Source organism: Levilinea saccharolytica (assembly GCF_001306035.1).
GTDB lineage: Bacteria > Chloroflexota > Anaerolineae > Anaerolineales > Anaerolineaceae > Levilinea > Levilinea saccharolytica.
Genome location: NZ_LGCM01000029.1, coordinates 24946 through 47687, shown reverse-complemented (window position 1 = coordinate 47687; position 22742 = coordinate 24946). Strand labels below are relative to the sequence as shown.

Genomic DNA, 22742 nt, shown 5'->3' with positions numbered 1-22742 from the left:
ATGCAGTTTCCTATCTTGAGCGTCTTAATCTTCATACCACTGCTGGCCGGGATTGTGCTTTTGATGGTGCCAGCCCAGCGCAAAGATTGGATCCGCGGGATCGCCCTGGGCAGCGCGGCGGTTGTGCTGGTGCTGAGCGTGGCGGTGTATGCGCTTTACGATGTGGCCCAGGCGGGGTATCAGTTTGTTGAGACCGCGCCCTGGGTTCCGGCTTTGGGGATTCAATACCATGTGGGGGTAGATGGGCTGAGCCTGCCCTTGATCTTGCTCTCGGGGCTGGTGGTGTTCACCGGTGTGCTGGTTTCGTGGCATGTGGATGAGCGACCGCGGGAGTTCTTCTCCTATTTGATGTTCCTGGGTTCCAGCGTGTTGGGCGTGTTCGCTTCGCTGGACCTGTTTCAGCTGTTCTTCTTCTTTGAACTGGCGGTCTTTCCCAAATACTTGATGATCATCCTGTGGGGGTCGCCCAAGACGCGCGAATACGGCGGCATGAAGCTGACCCTGTTCCTGTTCGCCGGTTCGGTGCTGGCTTTGGTGGGCGCGCTGGCGATTTACTTTGGGTCGGGGCTGCGCACCTTTGACATGCTGGTGCTGGAAAAGGCCGGCTTCCCCATCGCTTTTCAGCAGCTGTGGTTCCCCTTCCTCTTCTTGGGCTTCGGCGTGTTGAGCGGCATTTTCCCCTTCCATAGCTGGGCGCCGGACGGCCACGTGGCCGCACCCACGGCGGTTTCCATGCTGCTGGCGGGTGTGGAAATGAAGGTGGGCGCGTTTGCGGCCCTGCGCGTGGCCATTATGCTGCTGCCGGATGGGGCGCGCTTTTGGGCTCCGGCGGTGCTGGTTTTGGCCACCATCAATGTGGTCTACGGTGCGCTGATCGCGCTGATTCAGAGCGATTTCAAGTACGTCATCGGCTTTTCATCCGTTTCGCATATGGGCCTGGTGCTGATTGGCTTTGCATGCCTCAACCACGACAGCCTGTTGGGGGCGGGGATGCAGATGTTCTCGCACGGCATTATGACGGCTCTCTTCTTCTCTGTGGTCGGCATGGTATACGACCGCACCCACACGCGCGAGCTGAGCCAGTTGGGCGGTTTGGTGCAGAAGATGCCCTGGGCGGCGGTGGGCTTTATCATTGCCGGTCTGGTGAGCATGGGCATGCCTGGGTTCAGCGGATTTGTGGCGGAATTCCCCATTTTCATGGGGGCCTGGCGCACGGCCCCGCTGGTGGCGATCATCGCCATCCTGGGGGTGGTGGTAACGGCGGGTTATATTCTGCTGGTGGTGCGGCGGGTGTTCTTTGGCGAGCTGCCCAAGCAGTTCCAGAACATTCCGGATATCACCTGGATGGATAAGCTGGCGATTGGGTTGTTGGCCGCATTCATGATTGGTTTGGGTTGGTTCCCGTCGCTGATGACCTCGGTGCTGCAGCCGGGAGTTCAGAATATTCTTGGGCTGCTGGGAGGGTAGGCAATGATGACTGTTCCATTGGGTGACATGCTGCTGAAGATCCTGCCAGAATTGGGCTTGCTGGTGTTGGCGGCGGTGCTGCTGACCCTGGATTTGCTCTGGCGCAGCCGCCGCTGCCGGTTTTTGGGCTGGATCGCGGCGGGGGGCGGCGCGGTGGTGATTCTGCTGAGCCTGCTGTTTGCCCGCCCAGGGCCGGAGCCGCTGCTGTTGTGGGGTGGGATGATGCGCCTGGACAGCACCGGCTTTGTCTTTCGCATGCTGTTTGTGACCGGCATGGCCATCACGGCGCTGTTTGCCACCGAGAACGAGGGCATTTGCGAGCACGGTGAGTTCTTCACCCTGCTGGTCATTTCCACCCTGGGGATGACCTTGATGGCCTCGGTGGTGGATCTGATCATGATCTATCTGGCGTTTGAAACCGCTTCGATCCCGCTGTACGCGCTGGCGGGTTTCCTGATCCGCGACAAGAAGTCGGTGGAATCCGGCGTGAAATACCTGCTGTTCGGGGCGATGACCTCGGCAGTGATGCTGTACGGTTTCAGCCTGCTGTACGGCTTCACCGGCAGCACGAATTTATATGAGATCGGTGCGCAGCTGAGTGCGGGACAATTGCCCGCGGGATTAGCGGTGCTGACGGCGCTGCTGGTGACGGTGGGCTTTGCTTTCAAGGTGTCGGCGGCCCCGCTGCATTTTTGGGCGCCGGATGTGTATGAAGGTGCGCCCACTTCGGTGGCGGGCTTTTTATCCACCGCGTCGAAAGCGGCGGGCTTTGCTGTGCTGCTGCGCGTGCTGTTGGTGGTGTACCCGGCGCTGAGCAGCCTGTGGACGGGGCTGATTGCGGCGCTGGCGGTGGCGAGCATGGTGGTGGGCAATTTACAGGCGCTGAACCAGAAGAATATCAAACGCTTGTTGGCCTATTCTTCCATCGCCCAGGCCGGGACGATCTTGATCGGCGCGGCGGCACAGAGCGATTTTGGCGTGACGGCCACGATGTACTATTTGATGGCCTATCTGGTCACCAACCTGGCCGCCTTTGGCGTGGTGATGGTGGTGGGGCGCGCGGTGGGTTCGGACGAGATCAGCGCGTACGCGGGCCTCAGCCGCCGCTCGCCGGGGACGGCCTTGATCCTGCTGGCGGTGCTGCTTTCTTTGGGCGGCATTCCCCCCTTCGCTGGGTTCATCGGCAAACTGCTGGTGTTTGGCGCGGCGGTGGAAGCCAACATGGCCTGGCTGGCGGTGGTGGGTGTGGTCAACTCTGTCGCGGCGCTGTACTACTATCTGCGCGTGCTGAAGGTGGTGTATTTGGACCGCGCGGAAAATGAGACTCAGCCGCTGAACATGACATCGGCCTGGAAGGCGGCCTTGGTGGGCTGCGTTGTGCTGGTGGTGGTGCTGGGCGTTTTGGTGTCGCCGTTTTACACCTGGGCCAGTCAGGCAGCAGCAAGTCTCATCGTTTATTGACTTGAATTTTCGCTTTTGATATAATCTCTACGTTATGATTGATCCTGCTCCTGGCGCGAACAACGGGAAACAAAAAGCCATCAATTTGGCATTGGCGGCGGTTGCTGGGCAGGTGGGTTGTTTAACCCTGGTCGTTGTGCTCGGTTCTGTTCTTTTGGGTTTGTGGTTGGACCAGCAATTTCAGACCCGACCGGTGATCACCCTGATTTTGGTGGCGGTCAGCGTACCGATTTCCATCGTGCTAATGTTGGTCATTGTTCGGGGAGCGGTTGCGCGCATTAAGACGCAGATTGGATCCCCATCTTCGCAACAGAAGGAGGCAAGCGTTGGAAGAAACCAAAACTCGTAAGTGGCGCTGGGGGGTGAACCGCTGGTTGGTGCTGCTCTTTGCCATATTAACGGCTGTTTCGGTGAACTACTTCTTCCCGGTGCGGCCGCATATTCAGGTTGCCGCAGAAGCTGTATCCAAGAAGCCGCTGTTTTCGTTGGGTGGGGATGTGTACCTGACCAACACCATGCTGGCGATGCTGGTGATGGATGCGATCATCCTGGCGCTGGCGCTGGCGGTGCGCAGCTTCGCCAAGGGCGACAGCCTAGTTCCGAAGGGGATCTACGGCGCGGTGGAAGCTTTGATGGAAGCGCTGTACAACCTGACCGAATCTTCAGCGGGCAAGTGGACCAAGCGCATTTTCCCCTACTTCGCGGCGATCACCCTGGTGGTGCTGGTGGCCAACTGGAGCAAGCTGCTGCCGGGGTATGAAACCATCGGCCTGCTGCATCATTCGGATCACGGCAACCCGGTGCAGGAGATTCTGCCTGGGATTTATTCGCTGGTGCAGGGAGATGCCCACGCCGAAACCCACGATGGGTATGCGCTGATCGGCTTCCTGCGCGGACTGCCCACGGACCTGAACTTCACCGTGGCATTGGCGCTGTTTTCGGTATTTATGACCCAGGTGATCGGCGTTCGCGCGCAGGGTTTGGGCTATTTCCTCAAATTTCTGAATGTGCGCACGATCTTCACCAAACCCGGTTTTGGCGCCATTGACCTGGCCGTGGGTATACTGGAACTGATCTCAGAGCTGGCGAAAATTCTCTCGTTTGCCTTCCGGTTGTTCGGCAATATGTTCGCCGGGTTGGTCTTGTTGATTTTGATCGGCACCATGCTGCCGACTTTCTTGCCCTCGGGCATCTATTTGTTTGAGTTCTTCATCGGCTTGATCCAGGCCTTCGTCTTTGGCATGCTCACCATGGTGTTCATGGCGCAGGCCACGGTGGGGCACGGCGGCGAGGAACATTCGTAAGCGGAAATACCGAAGCGACCACGCTTGAAACCAGTTTAGATTGAACCTAGAGACTCAGGAGGAGACGTTCGAATGACAGGCGATATCGTAATGGCTGCAAAATTCATTGGAGCTGGTCTGGCGATGATCGGCGCGTTGGGTGCGGGTATCGGCATTGGGTTGAGCGTGCAAGGGGCTTTGGAAGGCATGGCCCGCAACCCAGATACCTACGGGACCCTCTTGACGAACATGATCCTGGGCATCGCTTTTTCAGAAGCGATCGCGATCTACTGCTTGGTGATCGCATTCTTAATGCTCTTCGTTCTTTAGTCCGAAGACCACCGCTAAAAAGGAAGGAGTACCGCCTTGGAAGGATTGGGAATTAGCCTCGGCTATCTGTTGGTACAGCTGTTCAACTTCTTGATCATGTTTGTGGTGATCAATGCCTGGGTGGTCAAGCCGATTATCCGCATGTTGGAAAAGCGGCGCGAGACGATTGCGCAGGGTTTGGAAGACGCCCGTGTGGCGGCGGACGCCCGCGCAAATGCAGAGCGAGAGGCCAGCCGGATTTTGTCTGAAGCGCAAACCAAAGCCGCGGAGATTGTGCGCGAAGCGACTGACCGGGCCGAAGTGGCTGCCCGTGAAGTGCGCGCAGCCTCAGAAGCGGAAACCGCCAAAGCCCGCGAAGTGGCCCTGGCAGAAGTGGCCTCGGAACGCAATGTGGCTCTGGCCAGTCTGCGCAGTCAGGTGGCCAGCCTGGCGATTGCGGCGACGCAGCGCTTGATTGGCGAGTCGCTGAAGGCAGATGAGACCCGTCAGCGCGCGCTGGTGGATGAGTTCTTCTCCGGCGTGCGTTCCGGCAAGGTGACGCTGGTGGAAGAATCCGGCCTGCGCGGCGCCTCGGCTGAGGTTACCTCAGCCCTGCCCCTGACTGAAGCGGAGCAGGAAGCGGTGCGCCGCGACTTGCTGAAGACGCTCGACAGCGGCGGGACGATCACCTTCCGCGTGGACCCGGCCATTTTGGGCGGCCTGGTGGTGCGCGTGGGCGACCGTGTGGTGGACGGCTCGGTGGCCGGGCAGTTGGCTGGTTTGCGGCAGAGCTTGCAGTAATTCGAACTGACTCCCTGCACACTTTGGCGGAATTGGTTCCCGTTCTGCCAAAGTGTGTTGCTTTAAGCACGTGGTTCTGAGGCTTTTTGGGGATGGTACAATGGGAATGAAAACGCAGGACAAGCGGACGACGGATCAAGAAGGAGAAGATGTGACTGGCTTTGTGAAGAAAAACCTGGCTCAGTTGTTTCAGGGGTTTCCGCTGGCGGTGTTGTCCCCGGCGCTGATCCCCGAAACGCCTGTCACCGGCGTGGTGTTTGATTCGCGGGCGGTGCAGCCGGGCTATGTGTTTGTGGCCCTGCAGGGCGGCTCTGTGGACGGACACCGCTTTATTGCAGACGCGGTGGAGCGCGGGGCCAGCGCGGTGGTGGGCATGCAGGCCGGGTTGGAACCGGGCGTGCCGTATGTGCAGGTGGTGGAACCGCGCGAGGCACTGGCTTACCTTTCGGCGGCGTTCTACGACTATCCGGCGCGGCAGATGACGGTGGTGGGGGTGACCGGTACGGACGGGAAAACCACCACGTCGAACCTGATTTACCACATGCTGCTGGCGGGGCGCAAATGGGCGGGGATGATCTCGACCGTCAACGCCCAGATTGGCAGTGAAACGCTGGACACGGGCTTTCACGTGACCACGCCGGAGGCCCCGGAGGTGCAGCGGTATCTGGCGCGCATGGTGGCGGCGGGGCTGACCCATGTGGTGCTGGAATCAACCTCGCACGGCCTGGCCCAGCACCGGGTGAGTGCCTGTGAATTTGATGTGGCGGTGGTGACCAACATCACCCACGAACATCTGGATTACCACGGGAATTATGAGGCCTACCGGGCGGCCAAGGCGCGCCTGTTCACCAGCCTGAGCGAAACCAGCGTGAAGGCGCAGGGCAACCCGCGCCTGGCGGTGCTGAACTGCGACGACCGTTCTTACAGCTATTTGCAGGCGGTGACCTCGGCACGGCAGGTGGGTTACAGTCTGCGGGCGGATGCCGGGGCTGACCTGTGGGCTGAGGATATTCACTATGACGCCAGCGGGCTGCATTTTTGGGCGGTGAGCCGCGATTTTCGCGTGAAGATCGATTCGCACCTGGTGGGGGCGTTTAACATCGCCAACATCCTGGCGGCGCTGAGCGCGTGTGTCTTTGGGCTGGGGATTGCACCGGAGGATGCGGCCGAGGGGGTGCGCCAGCTGGCGGCTATCCCCGGGCGGATGGAACGGATTGACCTGGGGCAGGATTTCACCGCCATTGTGGATTTTGCCCACACACCCTTTGCGCTGGAAAGCGCGCTGCGGGCGGCACGCGAGATGACCCAGGGGCGGGTGATTGCCATTTTTGGCTCGGCGGGCCTGCGCGACCGGCAAAAGCGGCGCATGATGGCCGAGGTTTCGGCCAAACTGGCAGATTTCACGGTGTTAACCGCGGAGGATCCGCGCACCGAGTCGCTGGATGATATTTTGGAAGAAATGGCCCAGGCTGCACGGGACACGGGCGGCGTGGAGGGGGAGACCTTTTGGCGGGTGGCCGACCGGCGGGCTGCGCTGCGCGCGGGGGTGGCTTTGGCGCGGCCTGGGGATGTGGTCATGGCCTGCGGCAAGGGGCATGAGCAGTCTATGTGCTTTGGGACGGTGGAATACCCGTGGGACGACCGTACGGCGCTGCGTTCGGCGCTGGCGGAACACCTGGGGGTGGAGGGGCCGTCTATGCCGCTGCTGCCTGAGGTGTGAGACCTGGGCGCAGGCGAAACCAACATAAAAAGAACCGGTGCTTTCGAAGCTGAAAGCACCGGTTTTGAATTCTATTGCAAAAGCAGTTTAGCGCCGGGAGCCGCCGCGGTCACCACGACCGCCGCTGCCGCCGCGACCTCCGCGGTCGCCGCCGCGGCTGCCGTTGAAGGGACGCCCGCCGCGATCACCACCACGGTCGCCGCCGGAGGGGCGCTTGGGCTGATCGTGTTCGAGGGCTTCTTCGGGGGTCCAGCCTTCCAGCACCGCGGTGCGGGACAGGCGGATCTTGCCGTTTTCGTCAATGGCCGTGACCATGACGGTGATCTCATCGCCGATGGAGACGACATCTTCCACGCTGCGCACGCGCTCGGTGTCCAGCTGGGAGATGTGCACCAGGCCGTCCATGTTGGGAAGGATTTCGACAAAGGCGCCGAAATCGGTGATGCGCACGACCTTGCCGGTGTAGATGCGGCCGATCTGGGCGGTTTCGGTGAGGCCGAGGATGCGTTCGCGGGCGGCGGCTTCGTTTTCGCCGCTGGTGGCCGCAATGAAGACCGTGCCGTCGTCGGAGATGTCGATCTTGGTGTTGGTCTCTTCCTGGATGGCGCGGATCATCTTTCCGCCGGGGCCGATGATGGCGCCGATCTTATCCACCGGGATCTTGACGGTGGTGATGCGCGGCGCGTGGGGCTTCAGGTCGGGGCGCGGGGCGGGGATGACGGCCAGCATTTGATCGAGGATATTCAGGCGGGCTTCATGCGCCTGGGCGAGGGCTTCGGTCATGATCTCAGGCGTGATGCCGGTGATCTTGATGTCCATCTGCAGGGCGGTGATGCCCTTGTCGGTTCCGGCCACCTTGAAGTCCATATCGCCTTCGTGATCTTCGGCGCCCTGGATGTCGGTGAGGATGACGTAGCTGTCGCCTTCTTTGATGAGACCCATAGCGATGCCCGCCACGGGGGCTTTAATCGGCACGCCGGTGTCCATGAGGGCCAGGGTTGAACCGCACACCGAGGCCATCGAAGAGGAGCCGTTAGAGGCCAGCACTTCGGAGACCAGGCGCAGGGTGTAGGGGAATTCGGCTTCGGAGGGCAAAACAGGCAGGAGGGCCCGTTCGGCCAGCGCACCGTGGCCAATTTCGCGGCGGGAAGATCCGCGCAGAGGCTTCACCTCGCCGGTGCAGAAGGGCGGGAAGTTGTAGTGGTGCATATAGCGCTTGGAATCGGTGGGGGTGAGGCTGTCAATTTCCTGCGCTTCTTTGGGCGTGCCGAGGGTGGCCAGAGTGAGCACCTGGGTTTCACCGCGGGTGAAGAGGCCGGAGCCGTGGGCGCGCGGGCTGACGCCAACTTCGCACCAGATGGGGCGGATCTCGGTGATGCCGCGGCCGTCCGGGCGGATGTGGCGGTTGGTGATGCGGTCGCGAATGACGCGCTTGTAAACGGCGTGGAAGGCTTCTTTGGCCTGGCCGACGAGGGTTTCATCCTCTCCGGCGAACTGCGCAACAGCTTCGGCTTCCATTTCATCCACGGCCGCGTACATTTCGGCTTTGGTGTGGGGGGCGTCGAGAACGTCTTCGATACGCTGGGCGAACAGCTCGGCAGCTTTTTCCACCATACCGGCATCGAGGGTGTAGAGGGTCACTTCGCGCTTGGCTTTGCCGATCTCGGCGGCCATGCGGGCCTGCACCTCAACCAGGGGCTGAATGGCCTGGTGACCGGCGATGAGGGCTTTGACCATGACCTCTTCGCTGATCTCTTCGGCGCCGCATTCCACCATGAGGATGGCATCTTTGGTTCCGGCCAGGCGCAGGTTGAGGGTGGATTTTTCCATTTCGCTGAAGGTGGGGTTGATGACAAATTCGCCGTCAATGAGGCCCACGCGCACCGCGCCCACCGGCCCGCCCCAGGGGATATCGGAGATCATCAATGCGGCGGAAGCAGCGTTGGTGGCCAGAATATCGAGGGGATTTTCCGGGTCAGCGGAGAAGGAATAGAGGATGACCTGCACGTCGTTGCGCATTTCCTGGTTGAAGAGGGGGCGCAGAGGGCGGTCTGTGAGGCGGGCAACCAGGATGGAATCTTCGCTGGGGCGGCCTTCGCGGCGGAAGAACGAGCCGGGAATGCGCCCGCCCGCGTACATGCGCTCTTCGTATTCCACGGAGAGGGGGAAGAAATCCAACCCCAGGCGGGGCTTGGCGCTCATGGTGGCGGCGCCAAAGACGACCGATTCACCCAAAGTAACGGTAACGGCCCCGCCTGCCTGGTGGGCCAGTTTTCCGGTTTCAAACACGATTTCACGACCACCTACAACGGCGGTGTATTGTTTTGCTTCTGGTTTCATTTTTATAGTCTCCCTATAAATCCCGCCTGGTTAGGGACTGAGAGCGACCGAGAACGCAGTTTCTCAGCAGATCTCAATTCCCAACCAACGGCGGCTTATGTTATTTCATTCGATGCGGCCTAAGGACAAAAGTGACGTTTTCTGGGGAACCTCCTGGGGGTTGAATAAAAACGGGTAGATGAAGTTGTCTCCATCTACCCGTTGATGGACGCTGTTTACTTCTGGCGTAGGTTGAGGCGTTCGGTAATGGCCAGGTAGCGGGCAAAATCTTTGCCGCGCACGTAGTACAGCAGACGGCGGCGCTGACCGACCAGCTTGAGCAGGCCGCGGCGCGAGGATTCATCGTGCTCGTTGGCGCGCAGGTGCTCGGTGAGCTGGACGATGCGCTTGGTGAGCAAGGCGATCTGGACTTCGGGGGAACCGGTGTCCGTATCGTGCTTCTTGTAATCACCGATCAGTTTGGATTTCTCTTCTTTAGACAGAGGCATGACGCTGCTTTCTCCTTGAAAAAATATGTAGCAAGTCTCCTTAACCGCAGGCGTACCCGCGGAGAGGACCAGTCAGACCATCATTATACCAGAGAATTGGGAGGGGGGGAAGATAATATCCACGCGTCTCAGGCGGAGGGCAGCTCATCGGCGGCGCTCAGGCTGGAATGCAGCAGGGGGCGCAGCTTTTCCTGCGTTTCGGGGGAGAAAGTTGGCAGAAGGCGGCGGACAATGCGCTGGACGGGGCTGTCGGCGGAGGCTGTGCCCAGCACCTGGCGCAGGTAGAAGGTGGTTTCGTTGGGGGAACGGTGCATGAGGGCTTTGACCACCTGCTGCAATTCAGCATGCAGAGCGTTGGGGGCCTTTTGCAGGGGGGAGGTCAGGAGGGGGTAGAGCAGGGGCAGGTTTTCAAAGGAGATATCCTGCACCAGGCCGTGCAGAGCCAGCAGCCCCAATGATTTGGCGGCGGGAGCAGGGTCTTCCAACCAGGTGTAGATCAAATTGAGGTAGGCTTTGGGGGCTTCGCGCCGCAGACGCTGGCTGCCGAGAGTGAGCAGGGCTTCCAGATAGGTGCGGGCCTCCTGGGGGCGGCACCACAGGGTGAGGCGGTTGAGCACCTCGTTCAGGTGGCTGGTGGGGGTTTGACCTAAGATGTAAGCAGCGCTGCGGCGCATTTCAATGTGATCGTCGCGCCAAAGCGCATCCGCCACCGCCAGGGCAGCCGATGGATTTTCCTGGATGAGGGGGAAAAGGCTGAGTTCAAGCTGCTGCAGGATGACCGGCGGAATGTGGAAGGAGGGCAGAATATTCGCAGACTGAAGCGCCGGACTGGGCCGGTAGGTCAGGTCGGAATATTCCTCAAATAAGCCGCGCAGGGCAGCGGCATAGGCTTCCGGCTGGGTGAAGTGCCAGCGGAGGTCTTGCAGCTGAGTGCGGAGGCGGGTGAGCTGTACGGCGGGCATGGGGAAAAAGGGGGGCGGTGAGTGCTCACCGCCCCCCAGGGGTGCTTTAGTAGGCGCGGGCGAAATACACTTTGCGGGCAGCGGGCTGACCGCAGACGATGCAGCGGCCGGATCCGCCTTCCTGATCCAGGGGGATACAGCGCGTGGTAGCCTTGGTATCTTCTTTCACCTTGGCTTCGCAGGCGGCGTCTTCACACCACCAGGCGTAGGCCCAGCCGTTCTGCACGATATTTTGCAGGTCGGCGTAGTCCTTCGGCTCGTGGATGTTGCTGTCGCGGAATTCGGTGGCGCGCTGGAGCAGGCTGGCCTGAATGGTCTTGAGCAGTTCGCTGACCTGGGCGGCGATTTGATCCTGTTGAATGAGGGTCTTACCGGCTTTGCCGGGGATGTCGCGGCGGGCGGCCATGACGGTTCCGTTTTGCACATCTTTGGGACCAATTTCCAGGCGCAGAGGCACGCCGCGCATTTCCCAATCGTGATATTTAAAGCCGGGAGTCACTTCGCTGCGGTCGTCCACTTTGACGCGGAAACCCGCCAGGGCGGCTTTGACCTGCTCGACCACGGGCATGACCAGGGAGAATTCTTCGTCTGAGCGGAAGATGGGCACGATGACGATCTGGATGGGGGCCAGGCGCGGGGGCAAAATCAGGCCCTGATCGTCGCCGTGGGTCATGATGATGGCGCCGACGAAGCGGGTGGAAACACCCCAGGAGGTGGTCCAGCAGTGCTGGAGCTGGTTGTTCTGGTCGAGATATTGAATTTCAAAGGCCTTGGCGAAGTTCTGGCCGAGGTTGTGCGAGGTGCCGGATTGGAGGGCTTTGGTGTCGCCCATCATGGCTTCGATGGAATAGGAATGCAGGGCGCCCGCGAACTTCTCAGTCTTGGATTTGAGGCCCGGCACGACCGGCACGGCGGCTTCGTTGACGGCGAAATCGGTGTATAGGTCGAGGATGCGGCGGGTTTCTTCTTCGGCTTCCTGGGCGGTGGCGTGGGCGGTGTGGCCTTCTTGCCAGAAGAATTCCAGGGTGCGCAAGAAGAGGCGGGTGCGCATTTCCCAGCGGACGACGTTGGCCCATTGGTTGATCAGGACGGGCAAGTCGCGGTAGGATTTGATCCACTTGGAATACATGTGGCCGATGATGGTTTCAGAGGTGGGGCGCACCACCAGAGGCTCTTCCAGGGTTTGCCCGCCGCCGATGGTGACCACGGCCAGCTCGGGGGAGAAGCCTTCCACATGCTCTTTCTCTTTTTCCAGGAAGGACATGGGGATGAAGAGGGGGAAGGAGGCGTTGACATGGCCGGTGGCTTTGAAGCGGCCGTCCAGAGCCTGCTGGATATTTTCCCATAAGGCCCAACCGTAGGGGCGCACCACCATACAGCCGCGGACAGGGGCGTAATCGGCCAGCTCGGCGCGCTGCACCAGCTGGTTGTACCATTCAGAATAATTCTCGGCGCGGGGGGTCAGTTTATCTTCGCTCATGTTGGTACTCTGCTTTCGTCAAGTTTACTTTTTTCGGGCGGCCGGAGCCGCAGTTGGATGAAAGAAATCAGGCAAGCAAGGCGGCGGCTTGGTCCACCGTGTCGGCAAAGCGGATCCACTGCTTTTCGCGTTCGCCCAGCGAGCCGTTTTGATGGGTGTAGAGGGCGTCGAAGACAGCGTGCCAGGCGGGGCCGATGAGGATCAGCGGGCGGGGAGGAAGTGACCCGATGATCAGCCGGTTCCACATGAGGGCAATTTCAGCCAGGGTTCCGGCTCCGCCCGATAGGGCCAGGGCGGCATCGCATTGGGTGATGAGCTGATCCAGCCGTTCGGCGAGGGTGGGCATGCGCCATTCTTCGTTGACCCAGGGGTTAGCCTGGATGGGCCGCCACTGCTCGATCTCCGTGCAGGTCACGCCGATGACTTTGGCTCCAGCCTGCGCAGCGCCGCGCGAGACCGCCTCCATCGTGCCCATGTAGCCGCCGGTGAGCACGGTGTGTCCGGCCTGGCCTAAGAGCAGCCCCAGGCGAAGAGCTTCGTCATAAGCCGGGGTTTCGGGGCGGGGCGAGGCGCTGCCAAATACCGTAATTTTCATGAAGAGTCCTTAAGATTGGCCGGTGGACCCGGCCGGGTTCTGATCCCAGGTGCGCTGGTAGTTCTGGGCAATTTTTTGCAGCACGGCCTGTTCCAGATTGATGTCAGCAATCTTGGCCAGCTGGAGCAGATAGAGGGTGACATCCGCCAGTTCAGAAGCCAGGGCTTCACGGTCTTGGACGCTGTCAGTCCATTGGAAGTGCTCCAACACCTCAGCGGCTTCTAAAGAGAGGGAGATGGCGATATTGCGCGGGGTCTGCGGACGCTGACTGTGGGGCTGATACCAGCCCTTGGTGCGCACCAAATCGTCCATCGCCTGGGTTAACTCTTGCAGTTGCATGTTTCGCTTCCCTCTCGGCGGGTCTGCCGGTGAATGGGTCTATTATAATCGCAAACGTTTGCTTACGAAAAAGCTGGGTGGGTCGAGATCGCCCACCCAGCCTTTGGTTTTTGGGGGAAGAAGGGTTATTCGTCCTTCTTGTCCTGAATTTCCTTCTGGCGCGCGGCGATCACCTCTTGGGCAATGTGCGCCGGGACGGTTTCATAAGAGTTGAAGGTCATCTCGAAGATACCGCGGCCGCCGGTGATGGAGCGGAGCTGGGTGGTGTAGCGCTGCATTTCGGCCAGCGGGACGGTGGCGTTGACGATGGAGTGGCCTTTTTCGGTCTCCATGCCCATCACACGCGCACGGCGAGTGTTCAGATCGCCGAGGACGTCGCCCATGTTGGCTTCGGGGACGATGATCTTGACCATCATGATGGGTTCTTCCAGCACGGGGCCGGCTTCGGCGAAGGCCAGTTTGAAGGCTTCGCGGCCAGCGATTTCGAAGGCGATCGGTTTGGAGTCGACGGGGTGTTCCTTACCGTCGAAGACCGACACACGGATGCTGTGCACCGGATAGCCGGCCAGGATGCCTTCTTTCATGGTGCTGCGGATACCTTTTTCGATGGCGGGCAGGTAGGAAGCGGAGATGGCACCGCCGAAAATGTCGTTCACCAGTTCAAATTCGCCGTTGGGGGCGGGCTCCACACGCAGGTGGACTTCGCCGAACTGGCCCGAACCGCCGGTCTGTTTCTTGTGGCGGTACATGGCCTGGCCCTTCTTGGTGATGGTTTCGCGGAAGGGAACGCGGGGAATATCGGTGAGCAGGCTGACCTGGAATTTGGCTTCGGCGCGGCGTACGGCGACTTCGATGTGCTGGTCGCCCATGCCCTGCAGAATGGTCTGCGAGGTAGCGGGTTCCATCATCCAAGAGAGGGTCATATCCTCTTCGCACAGGCGGGTGAGGGTGGAGCTAATTTTGGTGGAGTCGGCCTGGGTCTTGGGGTTGACGGCCACACGGAAGAGAGCGTTGGGGTAGGTGGGGATCGGCAGGCTGAGGACGTGGGCACGGTCGCACAGGGTGTCGCCTGTGACGGTTTCGCCCAGCTTGGCTACCTGGCCAATATCACCAGCGTGGATCAGCTTGACGTTGATGGTCTCTTTGCCGCGGGAGATGAAGGCGGAACCGATGCGTTCTTCGTTATTGTGCTTGGGGTTCCAAACGCGGGAATCGGCCGAGATCATGCCGGAGTAAACGCGGAAGAAGGTCTGCTTGCCCACAAAGGGGTCAGCGGTGGTTTTCCACACATAAGCGGCCAACGGGCCAGAATCCACCGCTTCGAGGGTCTCTTCACCGGATTTCCCGGCAGCTTTGGCTGGGGGAACGTCCTTGGGCGAGGGCAGGAAGTTGATGATGGCATCGAGCAGGGGAGCCAGGCCGATCATGGCGGTGCCGGCGGAAACCAGCACAGGCACGAAGCTGCCGTTGATGATGGCTTTGCGGAAGCCGCGAATGACCTCTTCTTGGGTCAGTTCGCCGGTTTCCAGATATTTTTCCAGGAGTTCATCTTCGCCTTCGGCAGCGGCTTCCACCAGGGCGGTGTGGGCGCTTTCGGCGGCGTCTTTGTACTCGGCGGGGATATCCACCACGGTTTTGCCGTCGCCCTTGTAAGCTTTCAGGGAGAGCAGGTCAATGACGCCCTGGAAGTCGGCTTTTTCACCCCAGGGGAGCTGAACGGGGATGAGGCGAATATCGGAATACTCTTCCATGGTGGCCAGGGCCTTCTGGAAGTTGGCGTTTTCGCGGTTCATCTTGTTGACGACCAGGAAGCGCGGCAGTTTGAATTCGTTGCAGTAGTTCCAGGCGATTTCCGTGCCGACTTCGCGGCCAGAGACCGAGTCTAAAAGCACGACGGCCGCATCCGCAACGCGTAAGGCGGAGATGACCTCGCCGACAAAGTCCGTGTAACCCGGCGTATCCAGCAGGTTAATCTTAACATCTTTGTATTCGATCGGGATGACCGTGGTGTAGAGGGAGATGCCGCGGCGATGTTCTTCATCATCGTAGTCGGAGGCGGTGGTGCCATCTTCGATCTTGCCCATGCGTGTGGTGGCGCCTGTGAAATGCAGGAACGCCTCAGTCAGCATGGTCTTCCCAGCGCTGGAATGGGAGACCAGAGCAACATTGCGGATAAATTCGGCGGTATACTCTTTCATGAATCCAATCCTTCTCTTTTCAAACTGGAGTTTAGTGACTCGCAAATGTTAAGAAAGTCGTGGGTCCTGTCTACAGAAGACAGGTACGTGACTGGGGGTGCAAACCTTATTATTATATCAAGAGTTAGCGGTTTTGGGTTGACAGAGTGAGCGAAATCGCTTAGTGGATTCCTTAAAAGATGATATTTGGCGCGTTTTTGGGGCTTTTCGGTACACATGGACAGGAGCATTTGAAGATGAAGATCATTCTGGAACGCTGGAGAAAATGGCTGCTGTTTAACGGTTGGTATTTGCAGCGGCCTCCGTGGGATACAGAAATGACCCCACCGGAGGTGGAAGCCTATGTGCAGCAGCACCCGGCTGGGCGGGCGCTGGAACTGGGCTGCGGCAGCGGGCTGAACGCTGTGCGTTTGGGCCGGGCGGGCTGGGAGGTGGTGGGGGTTGATTTTGCGCTGCGCGCGGTGGGGCGGGCGCGGCAGCGGGCAGCCCAGGCGGGAGTGCAGGGGCGGGTGCGCTTTTTGACCGGTGATGTGACTCGTCTGGAGGGGGTGGAAGGGCCGTTTGATCTGGTTTTGGATATCGGCTGCTTTCACACCCTTTCGCCGCAGGGGCAGCAGGCAGTTTTAGACCGATTGGAGCAGCTTTTGACCCCTGGAGGAGAATTCTTGCTGTATGCCTGGATTCAGGTGGGAGCAGGGATGGGGGTGAATGCCGAGGGGATCGCACGCATTCAAGAGCGTTTCCGGCTGGTGCAGCGCGCGGACGGCTGGGAACATGCCGGGCAGCCTTCAACCTGGTTTGTGTTCGCGAAGACCGAGGGCTAAAGCTTTTTTTCCATGCGCCAGGCGGGTTCTTCCACAGTCTGCCATTCGCCGTTATGGTCGGGGTAAGACCAGATGCCGGGTTCATGCGCAACGATGTGGTAGCCCTTTTGGGTGTATAGGCGGATGGCGCGAAAATTGTCTTTAGCCACGTTCAGCGTTAAATAGCGGAAGCAGCGGCTGCGCAGATCGTCTTCGACTATTTCCATCATGCGCGAGCCCAGGCCGGCATCGCGGTAGGTGGGGCGAATGCGAAAACCATAGAGATAGGCGCGGTCCACGCCGTCAGCCAGTTCCAAACGATCGCAGATGAATTGAATAAAGACCTGCCCGATCAGGCCCACCTCCGGCAGATCCGCCACCCACAGCACCGACAGCCCGTCGCGAGCGCGGCGGTAGGCTTCGGCATAGACGTTGCGGAAATGCTGGTACTGCCCTTCCCATTCCATGCGGGCCAGGTCGGTGAAGACCGCCCGGCGGATGATCACGCCGGAGAGCCAGGCGGGTTGGGCGTGGAGCGGGTGGGGGGGTGAGGGCTGCATGAGGACGCGATCCTTACTCTGCAGGCAGGGGGTGAGCTTTCAGCCAGGCTTCCACCAGAGGCCATTCCTCGGCGGGTGTATGAATGTGCTGGTCGAGCCAGGCGGCGCGCAGCATGGTGAGAATTTGGCGGTAAAGCGGGCCCGGGGGCAAGCCGCGGGCGCGCAGATCGTCGCCACTGAGGGTGGGCTGAACCTTAGACCAGATCTGCGTGTAGGTTTCCAAGAGCTGGCGAGCCTGAGGGCTGGAGCAGGTGAGATACAGGGCATAGCGCCCCAGGGGGGGGACTTTATCCAACTCTTCGCTGATCTGGCTGGGCGATTGTGCGCTGACGGCATCACAGCGTTCCGAGAGGCGCTGGGCTGCGTGAACGGCGGCGGTGAGATCCGCCGGAAAACGCAGGCGGTCGGCGATGGGGATGAGCGCCTGAGAAGGAAGCTGGAGCATCCACACGGCATAAGCCAGGCGCTGAGGGGTGGAGAGGCCGCTGTGGAAGTCGGGGAGCTGCCAATCCGCGGAGGGTGTGGTTTGCAGAGCGGTCAGCAGGGCAGGCTGCATGGCGGGGGTGTAAGTGAGGCTGGGGTGAACGGCCTGCAGCAGGCCGAGTTCTTCCAGGCGGGTGAGCATGAGGTGGGCGTTGGTTTCGGCCAGGATGAGGTCCATCTCGTGGCGCAGGCGCGCGCCGGAGAGCTGGCGCAGCAGGGGCAGCGCCTCGCTCATCAACTGCTGGGTGCGCGGCTCGATTTTAAAATGGAAACGCTGCTCAAAGCGCACGGCGCGAATCATGCGGGTGGGGTCGTCCACAAAAGAGAGCGAGTGCAGCACGCGCACCCAGCCGCGGCGCAGATCGAGCAAGCCGCCCCAGTCATCGTACAGTTCGCCGTAATGATGACCGTCGAGGCGCAGGGCCAGGGTGTTGATGGTGAAGTCGCGGCGGTGCAGATCCAGCTTGATGCTGCTGCGCTCAATGGTGGGCAGGGCCGTGGGATGGTCGTAGAATTCGGTGCGGGCGGTGATGAGATCCAAAAATTCGGGCAAGTCCTGGGGGTCCAGGTGGCCGTCTTCGGGCAGGCGCTGGACAAGGTCGGCGCGGGTTTCAGCGATCCACCATTTGGCGGTGCCAAAACGGGCATGGCTGACCACGCGCCCGCCCAAGCGGGCGGCCAGGGCGTTGGCCAACAGAATGGCATCCCCTTCGACCACGATGTCAAAATCCAGGCTGGGGCGGTCTAGGAGCAGGTCGCGGACAAAACCACCCACGATGTAAACGGCCTGACGGCGGCCGTGGGCTTCTTCGGCGATGGCGCGCAGCAGAGACAGACGCGCAGGGGGCAGGGCAGCCTCAAGGCGCAGGGCGTAATTCTGCCGCTCCGAAACAGGCTGGGAACCGCCCGCAAGAGTCTTGAGCAGATCGGTGCGGGTGACAATGCCGATGACTTCGCCGCTTTCGGGGTCGGTGACGGGGATCTGTCCCCAGCCGGTGGAAGCCATCACTTTTTGCAAGTGTTCGATGGTGTCGTGGGGGTGAACCGAGGCTTCGCCTGCGTCCATCAGGCTGGCCACTTTGAGGTCGAGTTTGTGGGCGATGGCGCGGTCTACGGCGCGGCGGGTGAGCAGCCCAATGACGCGGCCTTTTTCCACCACGGGATAGCCTTCGTAGCCGTAGCGTTGAATGAGGTGCGCGGCGTGCTGAGCCGAGGTTTCAGGGTTCAGCACCAGGGGACGGCGTGACATGAGCCGCCGCACGGTGATGGGCGGGCGGACGTGTTGGGAAAGGACGGTGCTCAGTTCGCGGTAGACTGCCTCCAAGGGGGATTCATCCGGTTGGAGGGAGAGCGAGCCGGGATGGATGAGAGCCCCAGCCGCGCGGGCGTGGCCGCCGCCGCCAAAATGCGCGGACACCTGACCCACGTTAATTTGATCGGTGGTGGAGCGGGCCACCAGGCGAATGCCTTCGTTGGTTTGCACCAGCAGAAAGAGGGCGTCGGGGTCGAGGAAATCGCGCAGTTTATGGGCGATGGAAGAGATTTCTTCGGTCATCTCTTCCCCAGAGGCGGCGGCGATGACGATATTCTGGTGGTTGAGGGTCAGGCTGCGGGCTGAGGCCAGCAGGCGGTCGTGCAAGCTGCGCTGCTCAGGGGAGAGCGGCGGATTGAGAAAATTGGCCAAAATGCGCAGGCTGGCCCCGCGCTCGAGCAAGTCAGCCGCGGCGCGGATATCCTGGGGGGTCGTGCTGGCGTAGGTCAGAGCGCCGGTATCTTCGTAGATGCCCAGCAGGAGCAAGGTTGCCTGCACGAAAGACAGGGAGATCTCTTTCTCTTGCAGGGCTTGAACGAAGGTGGTGGTGCAGGCGCCCAGCTCGTGCAGAGATTGTTCCCATTCGGCGGGCAGGTCGGGACGCAGGGGATGATGATCGATGACATTGACCCGCGTGGCGGCGCTCATGCCTTTGGGGGTGGCCAGAGACTGGGTATCCACCAGGGTGATGGTTTGAATGGGGCGGTTGGGGAGATCTCGATTCTCGGTGAAGGGCAGATCCTGGCCGTACAGGTCAATGAATGAACGCACATTGCGGTTCATGCGGCGCGGCAAGAGGGCCACGGCCTGCGGGTGGAGCAGGGCGGCGCCTAAGAGGGAGGCGATGCCGTCGAAATCTGCCTGTTCGTGAGTGAGAATGAGGTGCATGGCTGCGGGTTCTCAGCCTGGCAAATCCAGGGTGAAGATCAGAGGTCTGGTGTAGGGCTCGCCGGAGGCCAGGCGCCAGGCTTCTTCACCTGGGACGGCGGCCGAATCAATTTCCAGAGTGAGACCGCTGGCTAACTGGATGTGCAGAGTATGGGCGGCGGTGAGGGCGGCCGTTTGGACGCTGTTGTCGGAATCGGAGCAGCTTGCCAGATAGCTGGCGAGGGCGGCGGCGGCGCTTTGGTCGCTGACGGAGCCGTGCCAGACCTGGTTCTGGGGGGTCTGGGCGTGCCAGGGGGCGGAGGCTTCAATATAATAAGAACCGCGGGTTTGATCGAGCCGCCCGCAGCAGGGATCTGCTACGACGGCACCGAAATCCAGGCGCAGAGCGTCTCCAAATGGCCGGGCACGCCACAGGGCAAGACCTTCTATGACCGAAAGTGAGGTTGGGCCGATGGTTGACATAGGTTCACTATATACCGAAAACCTCATTTTGAAAATGGCTTTTTTGTTGGAGAAAGCTCCGAAAGATCACCCTAAAAGGGGGTGAAATTTTGGCTGGGATGACTATAATCAATGGCACGATAGGAATAACAATCACTGAATTGTAGCATCAAGTGACCGCTTTTATCGAAGGAGTTGAACCGTATGTTAGAAACCTTAGGTTCTTTAAATCCAATTTTGCAGGCCCTCTTGGCCACTCTGTTTACCTGGGGGTTAACGGCCCTGGGGGCGGCGGTGGTGTTTACCACCAAGAAAGTGAATCGTTCGTTCTTAAACGCCATGCTGGGGTTTGCGGCAGGGGTGATGATCGCCGCCAGTTTTTGGTCGCTGCTCTCTCCGGCCATCGCTATGGCGGAGGATAACGGGCAGATCGCCTGGCTTCCGGCGGTGATTGGTTTCCTGTTGGGCGGCGGGTTTTTGTACGCTGTGGATAAGCTGCTGCCCCACCTGCACATGGACCTGCCCCGGGATCAGGCCGAGGGTTTGAAGACCACCTGGCAGCGCAGCGTGCTGCTGGTGCTGGCGATCACCCTGCACAATATCCCCGAAGGGCTGGCGGTGGGGGTGGCCTTTGGTGCGGCGGCAGCGGGCATACCCACGGCGACCCTGGCCTCGGCGGTGGCGCTGGCGATCGGTATTGGCCTGCAGAATTTCCCCGAAGGTCTGGCGGTCTCCATGCCGCTGCGGGGGGAGGGCTTTTCGCGTTGGCGCAGCTTCTTTTATGGGCAGCTTTCGGGCGTGGTGGAGCCGATGGCGGGCGTGTTTGGGGCGGCGCTGGTGATTTTTATCCGGCCGCTGCTGCCGTACGCGCTGGCTTTCGCAGCGGGAGCCATGATCTACGTGGTGATTGAAGAGCTGATCCCTGAATCACAGCGCACAGGCAGCACGGATATTTCAACGATTGGGGCCATGCTGGGCTTTGCGCTGATGATGCTGCTGGATGTGGCTTTGGGGTAGGCTGGTGGGAAGTCCGATTTGACACCCGAAGGGGCAGGCAGAAATGCCTGCCCCTTTTCCGATTTGACATCCCCCCAGGTTGGGCTATAATCTTACTATAGCAACTTAAGCCGGAGCGCTGCTGCACGCAGTCCCCGGCTTCGACCTTATTTTTCCTCGGGAGGGTATGTGTGACTGGAAAAATTCACCGTGACAGCCCTGTTCCTTTATATGAACAGCTCAAATTGATCATCCGCGACCAGATTTTGGAAGGGAATATGCCGCCGGGGTCTTTGCTGCCCTCGGAACAGTCCTACTGCGAGACTCATGCCGTCAGCCGCATCACGGTGACGCGCGCCCTGGACGATTTGGAACGCGAGGGGTTCATTAAGCGCATCCAAGGCAAAGGCAGCCTGATCACCTACCCGAAGTATCAGGACACGCTCAAAAAGATCAGCGGTTTTTCGCGTAACATTCAGGACGCGGGGAATTACACCCAATCGAAGCTGCTGTCGGTGGAGCCGGTGATCGGCAGCGATACGCTCGCGCGCGAATTCGGGCTGCCGCCGGATCGGGAACACCGCTTCATCCGCTTTCGCCGCCTGCGCTTTGTCAACGACACCCCGGCGGTGATCATGACCAACGTGGTGCGCGAGTCGCTGGGGCTGAAGATGCAAAAATTCGACCTGGAGCGGGCGTCCTTTTATCAGTTGTATGAGGAATTAATGGGGGCGCCGGTCGTGCGCAACGATGCCACGTTGGTGCCCATCACCGCCACACCCGAGGTGGCGCAAATGCTGCAAGTGCGCCCTGGGTCTCCGCATTTCCACTTTCGCGGGGTGAGCTACATCGAAGGGAACGTGCCCGTTGAGGTGTGTATTGCTACGTTCAACGGGAACATGTTCCAGTTTTCCACCAGTATTTACCGCTTGAAGAGCGAGCCGATCCAGCCCGAGTAGCGCCCAGGGATGGGAGCCGGGGGCGAGGGTGAGTTTACCGGGGATGACCATGCGAAATTTTGAATCACTGGGGAAGAAAAAAGCGGTGATTGGGCTGGTGCATTTGCTGCCCATGCCGGGCACGCCTTTCTTTCAGGAAGGCGATTTTGAGCGTTCGCTGGAGAAGGCCGTGCAGGATGCGCGCGCCTTGTATGAAGGCGGCGCGGACGGCTGTTTGATTCAGACGGTGGATAAGGTCTATCCCATTCAGGATGAGGCCGATCCGGTACGTACGGCCGGCGTGGCGGTGATCACCCATGCGGTGGCGCAGGCCACCGGTGAAGATTTTCAAATTGGTGTGCAGATCATGTGGAACGCACTGAGCGCTTCGGCAGCGGCAGCCCGGGTGGCGGGCGGCTCTTTTTTGCGCTGCACGGCCCTGGTGGGATGCACGGAATCACCGTTTGGCAGGGTGGAGGCCAACCCGCTGGCGTTTTTGAATTACCGCCGGGCGATTGGCGCGCAGGGGCTGAAACTGGTGGCCGAGGTATCGGGGATGCATTTCCATTGGGCCGGGGAACCCAAACCGGCGGCAGAGGTGGCGCGCATGGCAGCGATGGTGGGAGCCGACGCGGTGGAAGTGGCCCATGCGGATGAGGCGCAAAACGCGGCCCTGGTGCGCGATATCAAGGCGGCCAACCCTGGCCTGACGGTCTTTTTGGGCGGGTTCACCAACCACGAAAATGTGCAGCGGCGCATGGCCGAAGCGGATGGGGTTTTTGTGGGCAGCTGCCTGGAAAAAGGCCGTTGGGGCAGCGCGGTGGATGTGGAAAAAGTGCGGCGCTATGTGGAGCTGGTGCGCCAACTGGAGCGGTAAA

Annotated in this window: 21 protein-coding genes; 11 read left to right on the top strand and 10 right to left on the bottom strand. The window is 60.5% G+C overall.

All coding sequences use genetic code 11. The annotated features are described in order from the left end of the window. From ADN01_RS07755 to ADN01_RS07725, 7 genes are all read left to right on the top strand, one after another. Complete coding sequence (locus ADN01_RS07755) at positions 1-1467, top strand: complex I subunit 4 family protein (protein WP_062418969.1); 1467 nt, start codon at positions 1-3, stop codon at positions 1465-1467. 3 nt (positions 1468-1470) lie between these two features. Beyond that, on the top strand, positions 1471-2928 hold the full coding sequence (locus ADN01_RS07750; protein WP_062418968.1) for an NADH-quinone oxidoreductase subunit N: 1458 nt from the start codon (positions 1471-1473) through the stop codon (positions 2926-2928). A gap of 34 nt (positions 2929-2962) precedes the next feature. Next, positions 2963-3277, top strand: coding sequence for an AtpZ/AtpI family protein (locus tag ADN01_RS07745; protein ID WP_062418967.1), 315 nt, complete (start codon positions 2963-2965; stop codon positions 3275-3277). Then, entirely contained in the window at positions 3255-4232 is a 978-nt protein-coding gene (gene atpB, locus ADN01_RS07740; RefSeq protein WP_062418966.1) for a F0F1 ATP synthase subunit A, read from the top strand. The genes ADN01_RS07745 and atpB overlap by 23 nt, the downstream gene beginning before the upstream one ends. Positions 4233-4304: 72 nt before the next feature. Next, positions 4305-4541: an ATP synthase F0 subunit C gene (gene atpE / locus ADN01_RS07735; protein ID WP_062418965.1), complete on the top strand. Its 237-nt coding sequence runs from the start codon at positions 4305-4307 to the stop codon at positions 4539-4541. Between the two features lie 36 nt (positions 4542-4577). Next, positions 4578-5321, top strand: a complete 744-nt coding sequence (gene atpF, locus ADN01_RS07730) for a F0F1 ATP synthase subunit B (protein WP_062418964.1) — start codon at positions 4578-4580, stop codon at positions 5319-5321. Between the two features lie 106 nt (positions 5322-5427). Beyond that, the gene (locus ADN01_RS07725) at positions 5428-7041 is read left to right on the top strand and encodes a UDP-N-acetylmuramoyl-L-alanyl-D-glutamate--2,6-diaminopimelate ligase (protein WP_160318398.1); all 1614 of its coding nucleotides are present in this window, start codon (positions 5428-5430) and stop codon (positions 7039-7041) included. Between the two features lie 87 nt (positions 7042-7128). Here ADN01_RS07725 and ADN01_RS07720 read toward each other — a convergent pair whose 3' ends face one another. The 7 genes from ADN01_RS07720 to fusA form a co-directional block, all read right to left on the bottom strand. Continuing rightward, a complete protein-coding gene (locus ADN01_RS07720; protein ID WP_062418962.1) occupies positions 7129-9381 on the bottom strand; it encodes a polyribonucleotide nucleotidyltransferase in 2253 nt (750 codons plus the stop codon). Between the two features lie 215 nt (positions 9382-9596). Next, positions 9597-9869: a 30S ribosomal protein S15 gene (gene rpsO, locus ADN01_RS07715; protein WP_062418961.1), complete on the bottom strand. Its 273-nt coding sequence runs from the start codon at positions 9867-9869 to the stop codon at positions 9597-9599. A gap of 128 nt (positions 9870-9997) precedes the next feature. After that, positions 9998-10831: a hypothetical protein gene (locus tag ADN01_RS07710; RefSeq protein WP_062418960.1), complete on the bottom strand. Its 834-nt coding sequence runs from the start codon at positions 10829-10831 to the stop codon at positions 9998-10000. Between the two features lie 46 nt (positions 10832-10877). After that, positions 10878-12311 (bottom strand): proline--tRNA ligase, encoded by a 1434-nt coding sequence (gene proS, locus ADN01_RS07705; protein ID WP_062418959.1) that lies wholly within the window; start codon positions 12309-12311, stop codon positions 10878-10880. Positions 12312-12378: 67 nt separating this feature from the next. Next, positions 12379-12906, bottom strand: coding sequence for an LOG family protein (locus tag ADN01_RS07700; RefSeq protein ID WP_062418958.1), 528 nt, complete (start codon positions 12904-12906; stop codon positions 12379-12381). A gap of 9 nt (positions 12907-12915) precedes the next feature. Further along, positions 12916-13245, bottom strand: a complete 330-nt coding sequence (locus ADN01_RS07695; RefSeq protein ID WP_062418957.1) for a nucleotide pyrophosphohydrolase — start codon at positions 13243-13245, stop codon at positions 12916-12918. 125 nt (positions 13246-13370) lie between these two features. Further along, positions 13371-15443 (bottom strand): elongation factor G, encoded by a 2073-nt coding sequence (gene fusA, locus ADN01_RS07690; RefSeq protein ID WP_062418956.1) that lies wholly within the window; start codon positions 15441-15443, stop codon positions 13371-13373. 236 nt (positions 15444-15679) lie between these two features. Here fusA and ADN01_RS07685 point away from each other — a divergent pair, with 236 nt between their 5' ends. Further along, a complete protein-coding gene (locus tag ADN01_RS07685) occupies positions 15680-16267 on the top strand; it encodes a class I SAM-dependent methyltransferase (RefSeq protein WP_062418955.1) in 588 nt (195 codons plus the stop codon). Here the strand turns inward: ADN01_RS07685 and ADN01_RS07680 are convergent. The 3 genes from ADN01_RS07680 to ADN01_RS07670 are packed head-to-tail and all read right to left on the bottom strand — an operon-like array spanning position 16264 to position 19951. Further along, the gene (locus ADN01_RS07680; RefSeq protein WP_062418954.1) at positions 16264-16806 is read right to left on the bottom strand and encodes a GNAT family N-acetyltransferase; all 543 of its coding nucleotides are present in this window, start codon (positions 16804-16806) and stop codon (positions 16264-16266) included. The genes ADN01_RS07685 and ADN01_RS07680 overlap by 4 nt on opposite strands. 13 nt (positions 16807-16819) lie before the next feature. Then, complete coding sequence (locus ADN01_RS07675) at positions 16820-19489, bottom strand: CBS domain-containing protein (RefSeq protein WP_062418953.1); 2670 nt, start codon at positions 19487-19489, stop codon at positions 16820-16822. Positions 19490-19501: 12 nt separating this feature from the next. Continuing rightward, positions 19502-19951 carry a hypothetical protein gene (locus ADN01_RS07670; RefSeq protein WP_062418952.1) on the bottom strand — a complete coding sequence of 150 codons (450 nt, stop codon included), beginning with the start codon at positions 19949-19951 and terminating at the stop codon, positions 19502-19504. Between the two features lie 183 nt (positions 19952-20134). Between ADN01_RS07670 and ADN01_RS07665 the strand changes: the two genes are divergently transcribed. From ADN01_RS07665 to ADN01_RS07655, 3 genes are all read left to right on the top strand, one after another. Then, positions 20135-20947, top strand: coding sequence for a ZIP family metal transporter (locus ADN01_RS07665; protein ID WP_062418951.1), 813 nt, complete (start codon positions 20135-20137; stop codon positions 20945-20947). Between the two features lie 170 nt (positions 20948-21117). Beyond that, on the top strand, positions 21118-21885 hold the full coding sequence (locus ADN01_RS07660; RefSeq protein WP_062418950.1) for a GntR family transcriptional regulator: 768 nt from the start codon (positions 21118-21120) through the stop codon (positions 21883-21885). A 43-nt stretch (positions 21886-21928) separates the two neighbouring features. Next, positions 21929-22741, top strand: coding sequence for a BtpA/SgcQ family protein (locus ADN01_RS07655; RefSeq protein WP_201778654.1), 813 nt, complete (start codon positions 21929-21931; stop codon positions 22739-22741). The last annotated feature ends 1 nt before the right edge of the window (position 22742 follow it).

Coding starts and splice junctions, on each gene's coding strand:
- ADN01_RS07755 (WP_062418969.1), top strand. CDS start 1: ATGCAGTTTCCTATCTTGAGCGTCTTAATCTTCATACCACTGCTGGCC.
- ADN01_RS07750 (WP_062418968.1), top strand. CDS start 1,471: ATGATGACTGTTCCATTGGGTGACATGCTGCTGAAGATCCTGCCAGAA.
- ADN01_RS07745 (WP_062418967.1), top strand. CDS start 2,963: ATGATTGATCCTGCTCCTGGCGCGAACAACGGGAAACAAAAAGCCATC.
- atpE (WP_062418965.1), top strand. CDS start 4,305: ATGACAGGCGATATCGTAATGGCTGCAAAATTCATTGGAGCTGGTCTG.
- ADN01_RS07725 (WP_160318398.1), top strand. CDS start 5,428: ATGAAAACGCAGGACAAGCGGACGACGGATCAAGAAGGAGAAGATGTG.
- ADN01_RS07720 (WP_062418962.1), bottom strand. CDS start 9,381: ATGAAACCAGAAGCAAAACAATACACCGCCGTTGTAGGTGGTCGTGAA.
- rpsO (WP_062418961.1), bottom strand. CDS start 9,869: ATGCCTCTGTCTAAAGAAGAGAAATCCAAACTGATCGGTGATTACAAG.
- ADN01_RS07710 (WP_062418960.1), bottom strand. CDS start 10,831: ATGCCCGCCGTACAGCTCACCCGCCTCCGCACTCAGCTGCAAGACCTC.
- proS (WP_062418959.1), bottom strand. CDS start 12,311: ATGAGCGAAGATAAACTGACCCCCCGCGCCGAGAATTATTCTGAATGG.
- ADN01_RS07700 (WP_062418958.1), bottom strand. CDS start 12,906: ATGAAAATTACGGTATTTGGCAGCGCCTCGCCCCGCCCCGAAACCCCG.
- ADN01_RS07695 (WP_062418957.1), bottom strand. CDS start 13,245: ATGCAACTGCAAGAGTTAACCCAGGCGATGGACGATTTGGTGCGCACC.
- fusA (WP_062418956.1), bottom strand. CDS start 15,443: ATGAAAGAGTATACCGCCGAATTTATCCGCAATGTTGCTCTGGTCTCC.
- ADN01_RS07685 (WP_062418955.1), top strand. CDS start 15,680: ATGAAGATCATTCTGGAACGCTGGAGAAAATGGCTGCTGTTTAACGGT.
- ADN01_RS07680 (WP_062418954.1), bottom strand. CDS start 16,806: ATGCAGCCCTCACCCCCCCACCCGCTCCACGCCCAACCCGCCTGGCTC.
- ADN01_RS07675 (WP_062418953.1), bottom strand. CDS start 19,489: ATGCACCTCATTCTCACTCACGAACAGGCAGATTTCGACGGCATCGCC.
- ADN01_RS07670 (WP_062418952.1), bottom strand. CDS start 19,951: ATGTCAACCATCGGCCCAACCTCACTTTCGGTCATAGAAGGTCTTGCC.
- ADN01_RS07665 (WP_062418951.1), top strand. CDS start 20,135: ATGTTAGAAACCTTAGGTTCTTTAAATCCAATTTTGCAGGCCCTCTTG.
- ADN01_RS07655 (WP_201778654.1), top strand. CDS start 21,929: ATGACCATGCGAAATTTTGAATCACTGGGGAAGAAAAAAGCGGTGATT.